The 16,378-nt window shown below is 71.7% G+C and carries 20 protein-coding genes; 8 read left to right on the top strand and 12 right to left on the bottom strand.

The annotated features are described in order from the left end of the window. Window position 1: 1 nt before the first annotated feature. The 4 genes from IE318_RS31925 to IE318_RS31910 all read right to left on the bottom strand — a co-directional run bounded on the left by IE318_RS31925 (window position 2) and on the right by IE318_RS31910 (window position 3,278). The gene (locus IE318_RS31925) at window positions 2–577 is read right to left on the bottom strand and encodes a heme-binding beta-barrel domain-containing protein (protein ID WP_030164704.1); all 576 of its coding nucleotides are present in this window, start codon (window positions 575–577) and stop codon (window positions 2–4) included. 225 nt (window positions 578–802) lie between these two features. Then, complete coding sequence (locus IE318_RS31920; protein ID WP_189905951.1) at window positions 803–1,729, bottom strand: hypothetical protein; 927 nt, start codon at window positions 1,727–1,729, stop codon at window positions 803–805. After that, the gene (locus IE318_RS31915) at window positions 1,726–2,613 is read right to left on the bottom strand and encodes a hypothetical protein (RefSeq protein WP_189905949.1); all 888 of its coding nucleotides are present in this window, start codon (window positions 2,611–2,613) and stop codon (window positions 1,726–1,728) included. Before IE318_RS31915 ends, IE318_RS31920 begins: the two co-directional genes overlap by 4 nt. Then, complete coding sequence (locus tag IE318_RS31910; protein ID WP_229903875.1) at window positions 2,610–3,278, bottom strand: hypothetical protein; 669 nt, start codon at window positions 3,276–3,278, stop codon at window positions 2,610–2,612. Before IE318_RS31910 ends, IE318_RS31915 begins: the two co-directional genes overlap by 4 nt. Window positions 3,279–3,452: 174 nt before the next feature. On the opposite strand from IE318_RS31910, the gene IE318_RS31905 reads away from it, so the two are divergent. Beyond that, the gene (locus IE318_RS31905; protein WP_189905945.1) at window positions 3,453–3,815 is read left to right on the top strand and encodes a DsrE family protein; all 363 of its coding nucleotides are present in this window, start codon (window positions 3,453–3,455) and stop codon (window positions 3,813–3,815) included. A 60-nt stretch (window positions 3,816–3,875) separates the two neighbouring features. Here the strand turns inward: IE318_RS31905 and IE318_RS31900 are convergent, their stop codons facing one another. From IE318_RS31900 to IE318_RS31870, 8 genes are all read right to left on the bottom strand, one after another. Next, a complete protein-coding gene (locus IE318_RS31900) occupies window positions 3,876–4,133 on the bottom strand; it encodes a DUF3099 domain-containing protein (protein ID WP_030164685.1) in 258 nt (85 codons plus the stop codon). Between the two features lie 95 nt (window positions 4,134–4,228). Continuing rightward, window positions 4,229–4,516, bottom strand: coding sequence for a DUF1416 domain-containing protein (locus IE318_RS31895; protein ID WP_010351646.1), 288 nt, complete (start codon window positions 4,514–4,516; stop codon window positions 4,229–4,231). Between the two features lie 38 nt (window positions 4,517–4,554). Next, on the bottom strand, window positions 4,555–5,400 hold the full coding sequence (locus IE318_RS31890) for a sulfurtransferase (protein WP_030164679.1): 846 nt from the start codon (window positions 5,398–5,400) through the stop codon (window positions 4,555–4,557). Window positions 5,401–5,549: 149 nt separating this feature from the next. Continuing rightward, a complete protein-coding gene (locus tag IE318_RS46655; RefSeq protein WP_350751515.1) occupies window positions 5,550–5,630 on the bottom strand; it encodes an Ms5788A family Cys-rich leader peptide in 81 nt (26 codons plus the stop codon). Between the two features lie 199 nt (window positions 5,631–5,829). Continuing rightward, on the bottom strand, window positions 5,830–6,555 hold the full coding sequence (locus tag IE318_RS31885) for an LmeA family phospholipid-binding protein (RefSeq protein ID WP_189905943.1): 726 nt from the start codon (window positions 6,553–6,555) through the stop codon (window positions 5,830–5,832). A gap of 118 nt (window positions 6,556–6,673) precedes the next feature. Then, window positions 6,674–7,903: a hypothetical protein gene (locus tag IE318_RS31880; RefSeq protein WP_189905941.1), complete on the bottom strand. Its 1,230-nt coding sequence runs from the start codon at window positions 7,901–7,903 to the stop codon at window positions 6,674–6,676. A gap of 3 nt (window positions 7,904–7,906) precedes the next feature. After that, window positions 7,907–8,161: a MoaD/ThiS family protein gene (locus IE318_RS31875; RefSeq protein ID WP_189905938.1), complete on the bottom strand. Its 255-nt coding sequence runs from the start codon at window positions 8,159–8,161 to the stop codon at window positions 7,907–7,909. Between the two features lie 38 nt (window positions 8,162–8,199). After that, window positions 8,200–9,108: an alpha/beta hydrolase gene (locus IE318_RS31870; protein ID WP_189905936.1), complete on the bottom strand. Its 909-nt coding sequence runs from the start codon at window positions 9,106–9,108 to the stop codon at window positions 8,200–8,202. A gap of 280 nt (window positions 9,109–9,388) precedes the next feature. On the opposite strand from IE318_RS31870, the gene IE318_RS31865 reads away from it, so the two are divergent. The 7 genes from IE318_RS31865 (at window position 9,389) to mshD (ending at window position 16,332) form a co-directional block, all read left to right on the top strand. Further along, window positions 9,389–10,180: a response regulator transcription factor gene (locus IE318_RS31865; RefSeq protein WP_189905935.1), complete on the top strand. Its 792-nt coding sequence runs from the start codon at window positions 9,389–9,391 to the stop codon at window positions 10,178–10,180. Between the two features lie 201 nt (window positions 10,181–10,381). Further along, window positions 10,382–11,404 (top strand): LacI family DNA-binding transcriptional regulator, encoded by a 1,023-nt coding sequence (locus IE318_RS31860; protein WP_189905933.1) that lies wholly within the window; start codon window positions 10,382–10,384, stop codon window positions 11,402–11,404. Window positions 11,405–11,525: 121 nt separating this feature from the next. Next, on the top strand, window positions 11,526–12,599 hold the full coding sequence (locus IE318_RS31855) for a S1C family serine protease (RefSeq protein WP_189905931.1): 1,074 nt from the start codon (window positions 11,526–11,528) through the stop codon (window positions 12,597–12,599). Between the two features lie 145 nt (window positions 12,600–12,744). Next, a complete protein-coding gene (locus IE318_RS31850; RefSeq protein WP_030164654.1) occupies window positions 12,745–12,978 on the top strand; it encodes a hypothetical protein in 234 nt (77 codons plus the stop codon). A 139-nt stretch (window positions 12,979–13,117) separates the two neighbouring features. After that, complete coding sequence (locus IE318_RS31845; protein WP_189905928.1) at window positions 13,118–13,870, top strand: response regulator transcription factor; 753 nt, start codon at window positions 13,118–13,120, stop codon at window positions 13,868–13,870. Then, a complete protein-coding gene (locus tag IE318_RS31840) occupies window positions 13,867–15,360 on the top strand; it encodes a sensor histidine kinase (RefSeq protein ID WP_189905926.1) in 1,494 nt (497 codons plus the stop codon). Before IE318_RS31845 ends, IE318_RS31840 begins: the two co-directional genes overlap by 4 nt. A gap of 51 nt (window positions 15,361–15,411) precedes the next feature. Beyond that, a complete protein-coding gene (gene mshD, locus IE318_RS31835) occupies window positions 15,412–16,332 on the top strand; it encodes a mycothiol synthase (protein WP_189905924.1) in 921 nt (306 codons plus the stop codon). Window positions 16,333–16,378: the final 46 nt, after the last annotated feature.

The following is a 16,378-nucleotide window of genomic DNA, read 5'->3' as shown; positions in this document are numbered from 1 at the left end:
ACTACTTGAAGAAGGCGATCCCGTCGTCCGGCAGGTCGTCCGGGAGCGCCTTGGCCCAGCGCTCCACGTCCTCCGGGGTGACGACCTTCTTCAGGTGGGCGGACATGTAGGGGCGCAGCTCGACCTCGGGGGTCTGCTTCTCGCCGACCCACATCAGGTCGCTCTTGACGTAGCCGTACAGCCGCTTGCCGCCGGTGTAGGGGCGGGAGGCGGCGGTGCGCGCCACGGCGTCCGTGACCAGGTCGATCTGCGGCTTCTTGTCGGCCAGCTCGCCGTACCAGATCTCGATGACGCCGTCGTCGCGGGTCATCGTGACCTCGACCTTGCGGTCGGAATCGATCCGCCAGAAGCCGGCCTCCGACTCCAGCGGCCTGACCTTGTTGCCGTCGTTGTCCAGCACCCAGGTGCGGGAGTGGTACTCCAGGAAGTCCCGGCCGTCGTGGGTGAAGGTGACCTCCTGGCCGAAGTTGCACTTCTCGGCGCCGGGGAAGTCGAAGACACCCGCACCGGCCCAGTCACCGAGCAGGAAGGCGAGGGGGACGAGGTCCTTGTGGAGGTCGGACGGGATCTCGATCATGAGCTGCGTTCCCTGTTCGGATTCAGCGCTGGCCCTGGTACAGCTTCTTCACGGTCAGGTAGGCGAAGGCGAGGACGCCGACGCAGACCAGGACCAGCAGGGTTTCGAAGAAGATCTCCACGGGGTGCTCCTTGTTGAGCGCGGTGCGGTACGTACGTACACAGGGCCGGACCCCAGCTTAGTCGGGCGGGATCCGGCCCTCCTGTCGAGGTGACCCTCATCCGCTCAGCCGAGCAGCTCGCTCTGCAATGTGACCGTCTGCTGGAACGGAACGGCGCGGGCGGCGCCCTTGCGGGACTGGACGACCACGGCGAGGACGTCCCCGGCGCGGAGGTAGGCCTGGCGCACCTGTTCGGCGCCGTACGGCTTGGACTCCACGTAGTAGGTGCCCGGGATGTCGTCGTTCCGGGCCTCGATCGGGAAGTCCGCGTCGAAGACCGACGTGCCGGCGCCGCGCAGGGCATACCCGGGGCTGTCGTACTGCAACAGTTTTCCCTCGGCCAGGTCGTCCACGACGGCTGCGGTGTCGAACTGGAGCAGGTAGATCCGGGTGTGCGTGCCGTCCTGCGAGGTCCAGCCGCGGGCGGCGATGTGCCGCAGCCCGTGGTCGGTCAGCTGCTGCGCGAGCTCGGTGCGGTCCTGAGGCCGTGCGTACTCGGCGAGGAAGTCCTTCTTCGCCAGCCAGCCGCCGGTGCCGCGCAGCGCCTTGTCCTCCCGTGCACCTCGGGGTGCGGGCAGCAGCAAGGCGCGCAGATCGGCGTGGTGCGCCCCGGCGGCGTTGCTGTCGGCGAACGGTGCCGGGCTGCCGGAGGGCAGCGGCGGCCTGACGATCTCCGGGTAGTCCCAGCGGCCGTCCGAGGCAGTGGCGAGACCGGGAACGTCGGTGCGGTCCATGCGCGTGATGCCGTACGCCGTCCCCGTACCGGCCACGGCGAAGACCACGACGGCTGCGGTCCAGCGCAGCACGGCCCGCAGCCGCCGGCGGTCCTTGACGGGTGGCGCCGGTACGGCGGGCGGGGCGGCGGGGGCCCCGGGTAGTACCGGTGCCTCGCGTGGCGCGGGCGGCACGACGGGTGCCTGGGTGGGCAAGGGAGGCGCCTCCTCGGACATCGGCGGGACCGTCGACCGCTGGTCCTGGGTCTGCTCGCTCATACCGCCTTCCCCGGGTCCTTGATGCGGTCGAGCTGGTCACGGAGCAGCCGCGCCGCGGCCTTCGTGTCCAGCGGCTTCACCGCGTTCATCGTCGCGCTGACCAGAATGTCGCCCTCGTAGGCGGAGCAGACCATGACATCGAGCTTGTCCTTGGACCCCGCGGGCGGCAGGAAGCACTTGGCGTTCCGGTGGCCCTCGATCTTTGGCCCGGCACGGAAGACCTTCAGCGCGTCGAGGAAGTCCTGCTGGAAGGCGACGATGGAGCGCGCGCTGCGCCGGTCCATCCGGGACAGGACGATCTCGACGGTGAAGGCATCCTTGGCGGGCTGCCAGCCCTGGTTGGTCGCGGTGCTGACATAACTGCGCATCGCCATGCCCTGGATGTGCTGCTTGTCGATCTCCTTCTCCAGCCGCCGCCGCTGGGAGCGGGGCAGGCTTCGCAGCGACTCCTTGCGCAACGCGGTGGCCTGCGCACCGTTGAGTTCGGCGTCGGCGCCGAACTGGCTCAGGTCCGGACCCCGGACGTTCTCGGTGGTGCCATAGGGCAGCAGCAGCCCTTTCAGCCCGCGTGCCTCGGCCTGGCGCTCGTCGTCGGCAGCGGCCTTCGGCAGGCGCCAGACGGGGGCGCCTGGATCGCGGTCGGCGTCGCGCGCGGTGACGACGGTGAAGCCGGTGCCGCCGACCAGCGCGGCCAGCAGCACGGCGCAGCCGATGACCGGCACGACCCTGCGCCGGCGCCGGGTGGGGTGCGGGGACGGCTCGGGGGGCAGCCCGTCGAGCTGAAAGGCCTGCGCAGACTGCTCGGGCTGTGCAATCTGCTCGGGCTGTGCGGGCTGCTCCGGCTCCGTCGGTTGCTCGGGCTGCGGGGGCGGGTTCTCGTTCAAAGCCGCTCCGTCTGCCGCTCGGCCAGGCTCATGATCTCCTTCTTGGTGATCGGCTTGGTGTCGTTGATGTAGATCTCCATGGCGATGTCGCCGCGCCAGGCGTGCGCCTCGGCCGAGTACAGCGGGACGTACCCGGGCTTCCGGTAGGGCTCGGTGTCCGAGTACGCCATGCCGTCGCCGGTGCCGGGAACGGCCCAGCTGTGGCCCTTGTTGTTCCGTTCGGCCCAATACATGCCGTTCTCGGCGCTGTCGGCGGCCGCCAGCCCCTCTTCCTGGCGGTACTGCACGAGGCGGATCTCCACCAGATGCGTGTCGCTCGTCCGCCACGAGGTGACCGCCGCGCGCCGGAACTGGGACGAGAGCCCGTTGGCGAACGCCTGGTCCGGCTTGGTGAAGTCCTCCGCGTAGTGGGCGAGGGTCCACCAACCGTCGTCGCTCGCGAAGAAGGGGTTCTCCCGGGCGCCCTTGGGCCGCCCGACCAGCAGCTTGCGCAGGTCGCCGTCCGTCTTCACCCGCCGGTCCTGCGCGGCCGACAGCGGTTCGACCTCACCCTTCGCCTGCCCGACGACCGGCTGCGACAGCGGCGGCAGCGGGGTGGGCTCGCGGCCGGCCTGGACGACGTAACCCGTGCAGGTGCCGGCCACCACGCCGAGCACAGCGGCCACGGCGACGAGCAGAACGGTGCGCCCGCGCCGGCGCGGAGGCCGTGATTCTTCGGGTCTTTCCGGTTCTTCCAAGACGTCCCCCACAGAATGTGAAGCGCGCCTTCCGTATGCGCGCTCCACGGGAGACCCACAGCCGATGCCCGAAGTTGTAAGGGACCTGATTACGATTCGGGCATGGCGAAGAAGCTCGTGATCAAGGTGACGGCGGGGGCGGACGCGCCCGAGCGGTGCTCGCAGGCGTTCACGGTGGCGGCTGTGGCCGTGGCCAGCGGGGTCGACGTCTCGCTGTGGCTGACCGGGGAGTCGTCGTGGTTCGCGCTGCCGGGCCGGGCGGCCGAGTTCGAGCTTCCGCACGCGGCACCGCTGCCCGACCTGATCGACGCGGTCCTCGCGGCCGGCCGCGTCACCCTGTGCACGCAGTGCGCGGCCCGCCGGGACATCACGGAGAAGGACGTGATCGAGGGCGTGCGGATCGCGGGCGCGCAGGTATTCGTGCAGGAGGCGCTGGGCGACGAGACGCAGGCGCTCGTCTACTGAGGACCCGGAGCACCGGGAACCGGAACAGCGGGGAAGCGGAGCGCCGGGAAAGCGGAGCGCCTAGTGCCGTTTCTTGCCGTCCAGTTCGTCCCACCACTCGTCGGACTTCGGGTCGCCGGACGGGTCGTCCCACCAGCGGTCCTCCGGGCCGCGCCGGTTGGCGATGATCGCGGCGACCGGCGGGATCACCATGGCGAACAGGCACATCCCGACCGCCGCGGGAACCGACCAGATGCGCACGACGCCCCACGCCAGGACGAACAACCCGATGCAGGTGCCCATCAAGGCGAAATACGCGTGACGGCGGCGGGCGTACATACCTTCAGCGTATGCCGAAGGGCCGCACCCCAGGCGTCCAACCCGAGGGGTGCGGCCCTTTAGCGGTCCCGCTGGTCCGAGGAACCCGAAGGGCCTCAGACCGCGATCGCGACCTCCGCGAGGCCGCCCTGCTGGGCGACGACCGTGCGGTCGGCGGTGGCGCCGGGAACGAGGGCGCGCACGGTCCAGGTGCCCTCGGCGGCGTAGAACCGGAACTGGCCGGTGGCGGAGGTGGGAACCTCCGCGGTGAACTCGCCGGTCGAGTCCAGCAGCCGGACGTAGCCGGTCACGGGCTCGCCGTCGCGGGTCACCTGGCCCTGGATGGTCGTCTCACCGGGCTTGATCGTCGAGGCGTCGGGGCCGCCGGCCTTCGCTCCACACATGTGTTTCTCCAGAGGTCAGATAGGTCGGTCGGGACGGTCTACTTGCCGGAGCCCAGCTCGATCGGCACGCCCACCAGGGAGCCGTACTCGGTCCAGGAGCCGTCGTAGTTCTTGACGTTCTCCACGCCCAGCAGCTCGTGCAGGACGAACCAGGTCAGCGCGGAGCGCTCACCGATGCGGCAGTAGGCGATGGTGTCCTTGGCGAGGTCGACGTTCTCCTCGGCGTAGAGGGCCTTGAGGTCCTCGTCCGACTTGAAGGTGCCGTCGTCGTTGGCGTTCTTCGACCACGGGATGTTCTTGGCGGAGGGCACGTGGCCCGGGCGCTGCGACTGCTCCTGCGGCAGGTGGGCCGGGGCGAGCAGCTTGCCGGAGAACTCGTCGGGCGAGCGGACGTCGACCAGGTTCTCGGCGCCGATGGCCTTCACGACGTCGTCGCGGAAGGCGCGGATGGAGGTGTCCTGCGGCTTGGCCTTGTACTCGGTCTTCGCGCGCTCCGGCACGTCCGTGCCGTCGACCAGCTCGCGGGCGTCCAGCTCCCACTTCTTGCGGCCGCCGTCGAGGAGCTTGACGCCCTCGTGGCCGTACAGCTTGAAGTACCAGTAGGCGTAGGACGCGAACCAGTTGTTGTTGCCGCCGTAGAGGATGACCGTGTGGTCGTTGGAGATGCCCTTCTCCGACAGGAGCTTCTCGAAGCCGGCCTGGTCGACGAAGTCACGGCGCACCGGGTCCTGGAGGTCCTTGGTCCAGTCGATCCGGATGGCGTTCTTGATGTGGTTCTTGTCGTACGCGGACGTGTCCTCGTCCACCTCGACGATGGCGATGGTCGGGTCGTCCAGGTGCTCCTGCAGCCAGTCGGCGTCGACCAGGACGTCGCTGCGGCTCATGCTCAATCTCCTCCGGGGCAGTTGCGGCGGGCTGTGCGAGTGCGAGGGGGCGCACCGGTGCGCTGCGACGTGGTACGCCGGCGTACGGGGCGCGGGGACGGCCCCGGATCAGGTGCGGGGCCGGCGGAGGCGGGAGGCGGAGCTCCCGCTCAGAAGGGGCGACAGAGCATGGCGGCAACGCGGCACAGGTCTACTGCCCGCCGCTTCGTGAGATCCGCCTGTCGCTTCATGTGCTCGATCGTAGGGAGGGACGGGCGGACATGTCACCGGCGTGTCGCATGATGAGATGCGATCGTCCGCAATATGGGACCGAAGCGGCGTCGGAGCGGTCCCGGCGCGGGGCCCGGCGGTCGGTGTCCGTCACCTCATCTGCGCTGCGGACAGGGGCGTCTCGCCAGTCGGACATCGGGCCGGCTCGGGCCTCGACGGTCACCCGGCCAGCTTGACGTCCGACCCCTTCACCGTGATCTCCACGCCGTCCTTGGCCGCCTGCACCGAGTCCAGCTTGATGTCCCCGGGCAGCTGGTCGATCGCCTGCTGGAAGTCGGTGATCGACCGGAACCGGCTCTCGATCAGCTGCACGCCCGCGAGCCTCGGCAGGGAGTCGGCGTGCACCTGCACCTTGTCGTTCCGCACGGTGACCGAGCTGAGCACGGAGATCGGCTCGGGCAGCAGGGAGAACTTGACGGCCACCCTGATCTTGCCGTTGCCCCCGTACGACAGGCCCACCACCTGGGCCTTGATGCCGAAGCCGACGTCGGTGGGCTCGGACCTGGCGGTCTTCAGCAGCTCGTCGTAGGCGATGGTCGCGGTGCCGGTGGCGCTGTCCGCGGTGGCGGAGCTGTAGTCGCCGGAGAACCTCACGCCCTTCATGTCGGCCTTGAGGTCGTCGATACGGATCTTCTGCGTGCCGCTGCCCGTGGCCGCGTCGTAGTCCTTGATGCCGACCTCGACGTCGTCCAGCTCACCGCTCGCCAGCTGGGTGAGGAACGGGAAGCCGTTGATGGACACGTCGGGGGTGCTCGCCAGGTTCTCCGTGGACCTCAGCTTGTCGGCGGCCTCGTTCTGTGCGAAGTGCACCGCCACCCGGTCGACCACGACGAACAGCACTCCGAGGATGACGACGACGATCAGCAGTACCCGCAGCGCGCGCATCCGGTGTTCCCCCACCCTCGGCGGTCCGGGACGGCCGGACGGCCGCCCTTCGCGAGCGTAACGCCCGCCGGACGCCCGGACGGGGGATTGTCGATCACCTGTGACAAGAGCGGGCCCGTCACCCCAGCGCGCGTCCCAGCACCCACACCACCGGTGCCGCCGCCGTCAGCGGAAGGGCGACGCCGGCCGTGAAGTGCACGAAGCGTGAGGGGTAGTCGTAGCTTGCCGCGCGATGGCCGATCAGGGCGCACACGGCCGCGCCCGCGCCCAGCAGCGCGCCCTTCGAGCCCAGACCCGTCATGTCGCCGACCGCGATGCCCGCGCCCGCCGCGGCGAGCAGCGAGACGACCACGGAGGCCGCCGTCGGGATCGGCAGCGCACGCGCCAGGACGGCCACGGCGACCGCCACCGCGCCGACCGCGACCGCGTCGGCACCGCCCGCCAGATACCCGGCCGCGAGGATCGCCAGCGCGGAGGCCGCGACGGTCGCCATCAGGCCGTACATCCGTTCGTCCGGGTCGGCGTGGGAGCGCAGCTGGAGGACCAGGGAGAGCAGCACCCACACCCCGAGCGTGCCGAGGATCGCCGCGGGCGCGTGCTCGCGGCCCGCGCCCAGCACCGCCGCGTCCGCGACGAGCGCGCCCGCGAAACCGAGGGCGATGCCCTGCCGGGCGGGCCACATGCCGTTCAGCCGGAACCAGCCGGCGGCGGTCACGGCCTGGAGCACCACCAGCGGCACGAGCAGCGCGTACGTGCCGATCTCCGCCGCGCCGGCCAGCAGCAGCCCCAGCAGCGCGGTGAGCGCGGCCGGCTGCATGCCGGGTTCGATGATGGGCGAGCGGCCCTCGGCACGGGCGCGCTGGGCGTCGGTGACGCGGGTGTTGCCGGCGAGGGTCGCGGGACCGTAGCCGGGCTCGGCGCCTTCCGGGGCGGCCGTGGCGGAGGGACCGGCGGGCGCCGCGGGCGCCGGAGCCGGCTGGTGGTTCACCGGGGGCATGTAGGCCGTCTGTGCGGCCGGCTCGGCCGCCGCGGGGACGGGCCGGGCGTGGGTCTGGGTCTCCCACGTCTGCCCCTGCCACTGCTGCGTGTACTGCTGCTGGTCGGCGTGCGGGTCGCCGTACGCCTGCTGCTGCCCGGGCCACGGCTGGGGCTGCTGGTGCTGGAAGTGCGGCTGCTGGTGCTGCTGCGGGTGCTGGGGCTGCTGTGCGTAGGGGTCGTGGCCCTGGTACGGGCTCCCGTACGGGTTGTCGTACGGGTTGTCGTACGAGTTGTCGTACGAGCCCTCGTAGGAACCCTGGTACGGGGCTCCTGGGGCCCCCGGGGCGCCCTCATACGGCTGGTCGGTCATCGCTCACCCTCCTGCGAACGGGGGGAGCACCTCGACCGTGCCGCCCTCGGTCAGCCGTACCATGTCGTGATCGCGCGTTCCCACGGGGTCGCCGTCGATGAGGAACGAGCAGCGGAGCAGGACGCGGGCGAGTTCGCCCGGGTGGCGCTCGCGCACCGCGTCGAGCGCCTCGGCGAGCGTTCCCGCCTCGTACGGCTCCTCGGCGACCCCGGCCGCGGCCTTCGCCGCCGCCCAGTAGCGCACCGTGACCTTTGCCATCCCGTTCCTCGACTCACTCGGCAATGAACAGGGAAAGGCTAGCCCGCCTGATCCACGCTCCAGCGCGCGATGCGGTGCAGCAGCTCGTCGGCGGCGGCGTTCTCGGCGTGGCCCATGCCGGGCTCCAGCCAGAGTTCGCCGTGGTCACCCGAGGCCGTGGCCAGCATCCGGGGGTGGTCGAGGGGGAAGTAGGCGTCCCGGTCGCCGTGCACGATCAGCAGCGGCGTGGGCGTGATGAGCGGGACCGCCTCGACCGGGGAGAGCGGGACGGGGTCCCAGTCGCGGTGGTGGATGCGGGTGCGCAGGCCGTAGCGGCTCAGCAGGCGGCCCTCGGGGCGCATGACGAGCCAGTGCAACCGGCGCATGGGGGCCGTGCCCCGGTAGTACCAGCGGGCGGGGGCGCTGACGGAGACCACGGCGTCCGTCCGCGCCTCCTCCCGGACCTCCCGGACCTCCCAGGCGTCCTCCCGGGCCTCCCAGGCGTCCTCCCGTACCTCCCGGGCGTCCGATCGCGCGCCGTACAGCGCCGCGTGCCGCAGCACCACGGAGCCGCCCATGGAGAAGCCGACGGTCGTCACGCGCGCGTGCCCGAGGCCGCGCGCCCACGCCACCGCCGCCGCCAGGTCCAGCACCTCCCGGTCACCGACCGTCGAGCGCCCGCCGGAGGCCCCGTGGCCGCGGAAGGAGAACGTGACCACGGCCCCGTACCGGGCCAGCGTCCGCGCCACCCGGCGCACGTGCGGCCTGCCCAGGTCGCCGGTGAACCCGTGAGCGATCACGAACACTCCGCCCGAGCCGTGCCCGCCGGCCGCGCCGGGTTCGTACACGGCGTCGATCGCGACCCCGTCCGCCGTGGTCAGGAACCTCCTGACACGTGTCCGCGGCGGCGTCTCAGACTCCGGGACGATCGTCGAACGTGCCACATGACCTGCCGAATCCGAGCTCATGTCGGCTATTCTGCTGGGAAGAGGACTCGGGCAGCGAAGCCCCCGGGTCCTTTTGTGCTTTCGGAAGCGTTGTATACGACGCGGGAAACCGCAGGTGTACGGGCCGTCGAGCGCACAGTGGCCACCACGGTCACGGCGGGTCCCAGGGGCGCGGGATTCGCACCACGGAACGAACCGACGAAGCAGTGCCGCACACGTCCTCGCCGGGACCCGAGGAGGAACCAGACGCCATGGACGAGCGAACCGTGCACGAACATATGACCCAGGCAGGTGGGGCGCGATGAGTTCACTGCTGCTCCTGACCAACGCCCTTCAGCCGTCGACGGAGGTGCTCCCCGCCCTCGGCCTGCTGCTGCACAACGTGCGCGTGGCTCCGGCGGAGGGCCCGGCACTCGTGGACACCCCCGGTGCCGACGTCATCCTGGTCGACGGGCGGCGCGACCTGCCGCAGGTACGCAGCCTGTGCCAGCTGCTGCGCTCCACCGGCCCCGGCTGCCCGCTGATCCTCGTCGTGACGGAGGGCGGCCTGGCGGCCGTCACCGCCGACTGGGGCATCGACGACGTGCTGCTGGACACCGCCGGCCCGGCCGAGGTCGAGGCGCGGCTGCGGCTGGCCATGGGCCGCCAGCAGATCGTGGGCGACGACTCGCCCATGGAGATCCGCAACGGCGACCTTTCAGTGGACGAGGCGACGTACAGCGCCAAGCTCAAGGGCAGGGTGCTGGACCTCACCTTCAAGGAGTTCGAGCTGCTGAAGTACCTCGCGCAGCACCCGGGGCGCGTGTTCACCCGCGCCCAGCTGCTCCAGGAGGTCTGGGGCTACGACTACTTCGGCGGCACCCGGACCGTCGACGTCCACGTACGGCGGCTGCGCGCCAAGCTCGGGCCCGAGCACGAGTCGCTGATCGGCACCGTACGCAACGTCGGCTACCGCTTCGTCACCCCCGAGAAGAGCGACCGCACCACGGACGAGGCCAAGAACAAGGCGAAGGAAGAGAAGGCCCAGCCGCCCGCGGACGACACGGACTCCGCGGCCGCCGCCGTCCGAGCGGACGCCCCCGCGAAGGCCTGACCCGGGTCGGGGGCACGAGCGGGCGCGGGGCCGGCCCGCGTGGGCGGCGGAGCGCGCCCGGGAAGGGCCGCTCGGGGCGGCCGGAGTGCGCCCGGGTGCGGGGCCCGGGGCGTACTCGTCGGCGTGGTGGGCGTTGCGGGCGCACATCCAAGCTTTGATACGCCCTGCCCCTGGGCGGATCCATCCGCGTAGACTCCGCGCGTGGCAAAGGTGACTCGGGACGACGTGGCGAGGCTGGCGGGGACTTCCACCGCCGTGGTCAGCTATGTCATCAACAACGGACCCCGGCCGGTCGCCCCGGCCACGCGCGAGCGCGTCCTCGCAGCGATCAAGGAACTGGGGTACCGGCCCGACCGGGTCGCCCAGGCGATGGCCTCGCGCCGTACGGACCTGATAGGGCTGATCATCCCGGACGCCCGCCAGCCCTTCTTCGGGGAGATGGCGCACGCGGTCGAGTGGGCCGCCGCCGAGCGCGGCAAGATGGTCCTGGTCGGCAACACCGACTACGTCGCCGAGCGCGAGGTCCACTACCTGCGCGCCTTCCTCGGTATGCGGGTCTCCGGCCTGATCCTGGTCAGCCACGCGCTGAATGACCAGGCCGCGGCCGAGATCGAGGCCTGGGACGCCCGGGTCGTACTGCTGCACGAGCGGCCCGAGGCCATCGACGACGTGGCCGTGGTCACCGACGACCTCGGCGGCGCCCAGCTCGCCGTACGCCACCTGCTGGAGCACGGCTACGACTACGTCGCCTGTGTGGGCGGCACCGCCGAGACACCGGCCGTGGGCGACCCGGTCTCCGACCACGTCGAGGGCTGGCGGCGCGCGATGGCCGAGGCGGGCCTGCCGACGGAGGGACGGCTCTTCGAGGCGCCGTACAACCGCTACGACGCCTACAAGGTCGGCCTGGAGATCCTCTCCGGCCCCGACCGGCCGCCGGCGATCTTCTGCTCCACGGACGACCAGGCGATCGGCCTGCTGCGGGCCGCGCGGGAGCTGCGCATCGACGTTCCGAGCGAGCTGGCCGTGGCCGGGTTCGACGACATCAAGGAGGCGGCGCTGACGGATCCGCCGCTGACCACGGTCGCCTCCGACCGCTCGACGATGGCCCGGGCGGCCGTGGACCTGGTGCTCGACGACGGGCTGCGGGTCGCCGGGTCGCGGCGGGAGCGGCTGAAGGTGTTCCCGTCACGGCTGGTGGTCCGCAAGTCCTGCGGCTGCGTGTAGCCCCTCCCGGCTCGCCTCTCCGACCCTCCTCGGCCGCCCTTATTTCGGGCATACGCGGTTCTGTCGGGCTTTTCAGCGGGGACTCACGAAGCTCTCATGATCCCGGGACACTCTCAATGACATGACCGAGAGCTTCCGCCGCAGCGGCGCGTACGAGGACCCCCGGGGTGACGGGCAGGACCCGTTCCCGTACCGGCAGCAGCACGCCTCCCCGGTGAACCCGGGGAACGCCGGGAACGCGGGGAGCGCGGTGAACCCGGAGTGGCCGGCCCCGCCGGCGCATCCTCCGGCCTACCCCCCGGCGTACCCTCCCGCGCAGCCGTCGAAGAAGCGCGCCAAGGGCCCGGTCGCCCTGCTCGCCGCCGTGGCGATCGCCGCCGCGGCCGTGGGCGGCGGCACCGCGTTCGCCTTCCAGGAGCTGACCGGCAAGGACACGGTGGCCTCCAGCAGCACCAGCACCAACGTGGTGCCCACCGGTCAGCGGGGCAGCATCGCGGCGATCGCCAAGGCGGTCAGCCCGAGCGTCGTCGAGATCACCGCCACCCTGGCCAACGGCACGTCCACCGGCTCCGGGGTGATCATCAGCAGCGGCGGCGAGATCCTCACCAACAACCACGTCATAGCCGGAGCCTCCTCGGTCAAGGCCCGGACCAGCGACGGCAAGACCTACACCGCGCAGGTCGTCGGCACCGACAGCTCCAAGGACCTCGCCCTGATCAAGCTGGACGGAGCCTCCGGCCTGAAGCCGGCGGCCCTCGGCAACTCCGACGGCGTCGCGGTCGGCGACCAGGTCGTCGCCATCGGCTCCCCCGAAGGCCTGACCGGCACGGTCACCAGTGGCATCGTCTCCGCCCTCGACCGGGACGTGACCGTCTCCACCGACGAGAGCCAGGGACAGGGGCAGGACGACGGCCAGTGGCCGTTCGAGTTCGGCGGCCGCCACTTCAACGGCGACACCGGTTCCTCCACGACCACCTACAAGGCGATCCAGACCGACGCCTCCCTGAACCCGGGCAACTCCGGCGGCGCGCTCATCGACGCGAACGGCAACATCATCGGCATCAACTCGGCGATGTACTCGGCCGCCGCCGCCTCGGACTCGTCCAGCGCGGGCAGCGTGGGCCTCGGCTTCGCCATCCCGATCAACACCGTCAAGGCCGACCTGGCCAAGCTGCGCTCCGGCTCCCGGAGCTGACCGGGGCCGAAGCGACAGCGCCGGCGACGGAGCGACAGCACCGACACCCCCCGACACCACCGACACCCACCGACAGCGACACCAAGGACGACGACCAGCAGACCCAGCCAGCACCGCGCAACACCTCGCACCAAGGAGTACCGCCATGATCCAGCAGGTCGTACACGAGTGGACCGAGACCGTCGACGCGAGCGTCCCCGCGGGCGTCTCCCTGACGCTGGCCGTAGCGAAGGAACTCCACAGCCCGGCGGACAGCCCCGCCGACCGCCCCCCGCTGCCCCCTGCCGCCGTCCCGCAGCTGATGGGACTGCGCGCCCCCGCCGGGCGCTCGCGCCGCCCCAAGGTGCCGCTCAGGCGGCTCACGGCCCTCGCGGCGTGACGGACGCGAGGCACCCTGGCGGTGTGACAGGCCGCGAGGTCCCGTGCCCCACCCGGCGGGCGCGGAACGTGCGAGGCTGGGAGCGTCCCTGCCGCTCCCCCTGCCGACCGGCCCCAGGAAAACCGAGGAACAACCACCGATGAGCCCCCTCGACGGCGACCGTGACCGCGACCGCGACCGTGACCTCCAGCGCATCCTGATCGTCGACGACGAGCCGGCGGTGCGCGAGGCACTCCAGCGCAGCCTCGCCTTCGAGGGGTACGACACCGAGGTCGCGGTCGACGGCGCGGACGCCCTGGAGAAGGCCAACGCGTACGAACCGGACCTGGTCGTCCTCGACATCCAGATGCCCCGCATGGACGGCCTGACCGCCGCCCGCCGCATCCGCGGGGCGGGCGACACCACCCCGATCCTGATGCTGACGGCCCGCGACACGGTCGGCGACCGGGTCACCGGGCTGGACGCCGGGGCGGACGACTACCTGGTCAAGCCGTTCGAGCTGGACGAGCTGTTCGCCCGCATCCGCGCCCTGCTGCGCCGCAGCTCCTATGCCGCGGCCGTGGCGGGCGCGGCGGACGAGGGCGACGTGCTCACCTTCGCCGACCTGCGCATGGACCTGGCAACCCGCGAGGTCACGCGCGGCGGACGCCAGGTGGAGCTGACCCGCACCGAGTTCACGCTGCTGGAGATGTTCATGGCCCATCCGCGCCAGGTGCTCACCCGTGAGCAGATCCTGAAGGCGGTCTGGGGCTTCGACTTCGAGCCGTCGTCGAACTCCCTGGACGTCTACGTGATGTACCTGCGCCGCAAGACCGAGGCGGGCGGCGAGCCGCGCCTGGTGCACACGGTGCGCGGGGTGGGGTACGTCCTGCGGCAGGGCGGCGCCGAGTGAGCAAGGTCGCGCGCCGGTTCCGCTCGCTGCCCATCCGCTCGCGACTGGCGCTGCTGGTGGCGGCGGCGGTGGCGTTCGCGGTGGCGGCCGTCTCCATCGCCTGCTGGTTCGTCGTGCAGAGGCGGCTGTACAGCGAGGTGGACTCCCGGCTGGGGAGCTACGGCCGGGTGACCGCCACCACGGCGTCGTCGCTGGTCGCCAACTGCACGCAGACGACGGACGACTCGACCGGCGACATGCAGCGCTCGTTCCTCTACGTGCAGCTGGTGACGGCGCAGGGCCGGTTCTGCGTGGACCCCCGCTCCGAGGGGGTGATCAAGGTCAGCGCCGTGGACAAGAAGGTGGCCGCCGACCCGAACGTGCGGCAGCGCACCTTCCACACCGCCACCGACACGCAGGGCAACAACGTCCGGGTGATGACCCTCGCCGTCCCGACGGGCCCCGGCCCCGACGCCGAGGCCTACCCGGGCATCGCCTTCATGCTCGCCCTGTCCCTGGAGGACACCGAGAAGACCCTCAACGACCTGGCCCTGCTGCTCCTGCTCGTCTCCGGCCTGGGGGTCGTGGGTTCCGGAGCCGCCGGCCTCGCCGTCGCCCGCGCCGGTCTGCGCCCCGTCGACCGGCTCACCGAGGCCGTCGAGCACGTGGCCCGCACCGAGGACCTGACCATCCGCATCCCCGTGGAGGACGACAGCGAGGACGAGATCGCCCGTCTGTCCCGCTCCTTCAACTCGATGACGTCCGCCCTGGCCAGCTCCCGCGACCTGCAGCAGCAGCTGATCGCGGACGCGGGCCACGAGCTGCGCACCCCGCTGACCTCGCTGCGCACCAACATCGAGCTCCTCTCCCGCAGCGAGGAGACCGGCCGCCCGCTCCCGGAGGCCGACCGCAAGGCACTGCTGGCCTCGGTCAAGGCGCAGATGACGGAGCTCGCCTCCCTGATCGGCGACCTCCAGGAGCTGTCGCGCTCGGAGGGCCAGCGGGGCGAGCGGGTCCAGGTGATCGCGTTCCACGACACCGTGGACACGGCGCTGCGCCGCGCCCGGCTGCGCGGCCCCGAGCTGACCGTCACGGCGGACCTGGACCCCTGGTACGTACGGGCGGAACCGGCGGCCATGGAACGCGCGATCGTCAACGTCCTGGACAACGCGGTGAAGTTCAGCCCCGAGGCCGGGGTGGTCGAGGTGCTGCTGGCCGACGGTGTCCTCACGGTCCGCGACCACGGACCCGGCATCGCCGCCGACGAGCTCCCCCACGTCTTCGACCGTTTCTGGCGCTCCCCGAGCGCCCGCGCGCTGCCCGGCTCGGGCCTGGGCCTGTCCATCGTCGCCCGCACGATCCAGCAGGCCGGCGGCGAGGTCGCCCTCGCCCCGGCCGAGGGCGGCGGCACTGTGGCGACCGTACGGCTGCCGGGGGCACCCACTCCGCCGCCGGAACTGCCGGAGTTGCCGGAACTGCCGCAACTGCCGGAACAGCCCGAACTGCAGTGACCCGTGGCAAGCCGACCACCCGATCCGGTGGTCGTCGGTAGTCTCGGACGCATGACCAGCGACGACACCGCACCGATCGCCCGCTCCCTGGAGTCCGTCTCCGCGCTCTCCCCCGACCAGGTCGAAGCCGTGCTCGCCCTGCTGGCGGAGGCCGCCCGCACCGACGGGCAGCAGGCGGTGTCCGAACAGGGCCGGCTCCAGCTGCGCGGCGGCGCCCGGGAGGGCGTCTCCCATCTGCTGCTGAGCATCGACGGCGAGCTGGTCGGCTACGCGCAGCTGGAGGACACCGACCCCGTGGAGGCGCCCGCCGCCGAGCTGGTCGTCCATCCCGCGCACCGCGGCCACGGGCACGGGCGGGCGCTCGGATCGGCGCTGCTGGCCGCCTCCGGCAAGCGGCTGCGGGTGTGGGCGCACGGCGGCCACTCCGCCGCCCGGCATCTGTCGCAGGTGCTCGGGCTCACCCTGTTCCGGGAACTGCGGCAGATGCGGCGCCCGCTGACCGGCCTCGACCTGCCGGAGCCGGTGCTGCCGGAAGGGGTGACGGTACGGACCTTCGTTCCCGGCCGGGACGACGCCGCCTGGCTCGCCGTGAACGCGGAGGCGTTCGCCCACCACCCCGAACAGGGCTCCCTCACCCAGCGTGACCTCGACGCCCGCGAGGCGGAGCCCTGGTTCGATCCGAGCGGGTTCTTCCTGGCCGAGCGCGAGGGCCGGCTGGTCGGCTTCCACTGGACCAAGGTCCACCCGGCCGAGGGGCTCGGCGAGGTGTACGTCCTCGGGGTCCGCCCCGGGGCGCAGGGCGGCGGCCTCGGCAAGGCCCTCACGCTGATCGGCCTGCGCCACCTGGCCGCGCAGGGCCTGCCCACCGCGATGCTCTACGTCGACGCCGACAACAAGGCGGCGGTGTCGGTCTACGAGCGACTCGGCTTCACGACGTACGAGACGGACCTCATGTACCGCACGGAGACGTGACGGTCCACCGCACGCAGACGTGACGGCGGCATCCGGTCACCTGGAG

The sequence above is a fragment of the Streptomyces spiralis genome (genome assembly GCF_014654675.1).
Classification (GTDB): Bacteria; Actinomycetota; Actinomycetes; order Streptomycetales; family Streptomycetaceae; genus Streptomyces; species Streptomyces spiralis.
This window is presented reverse-complemented; position numbering and strand designations above follow the sequence as displayed.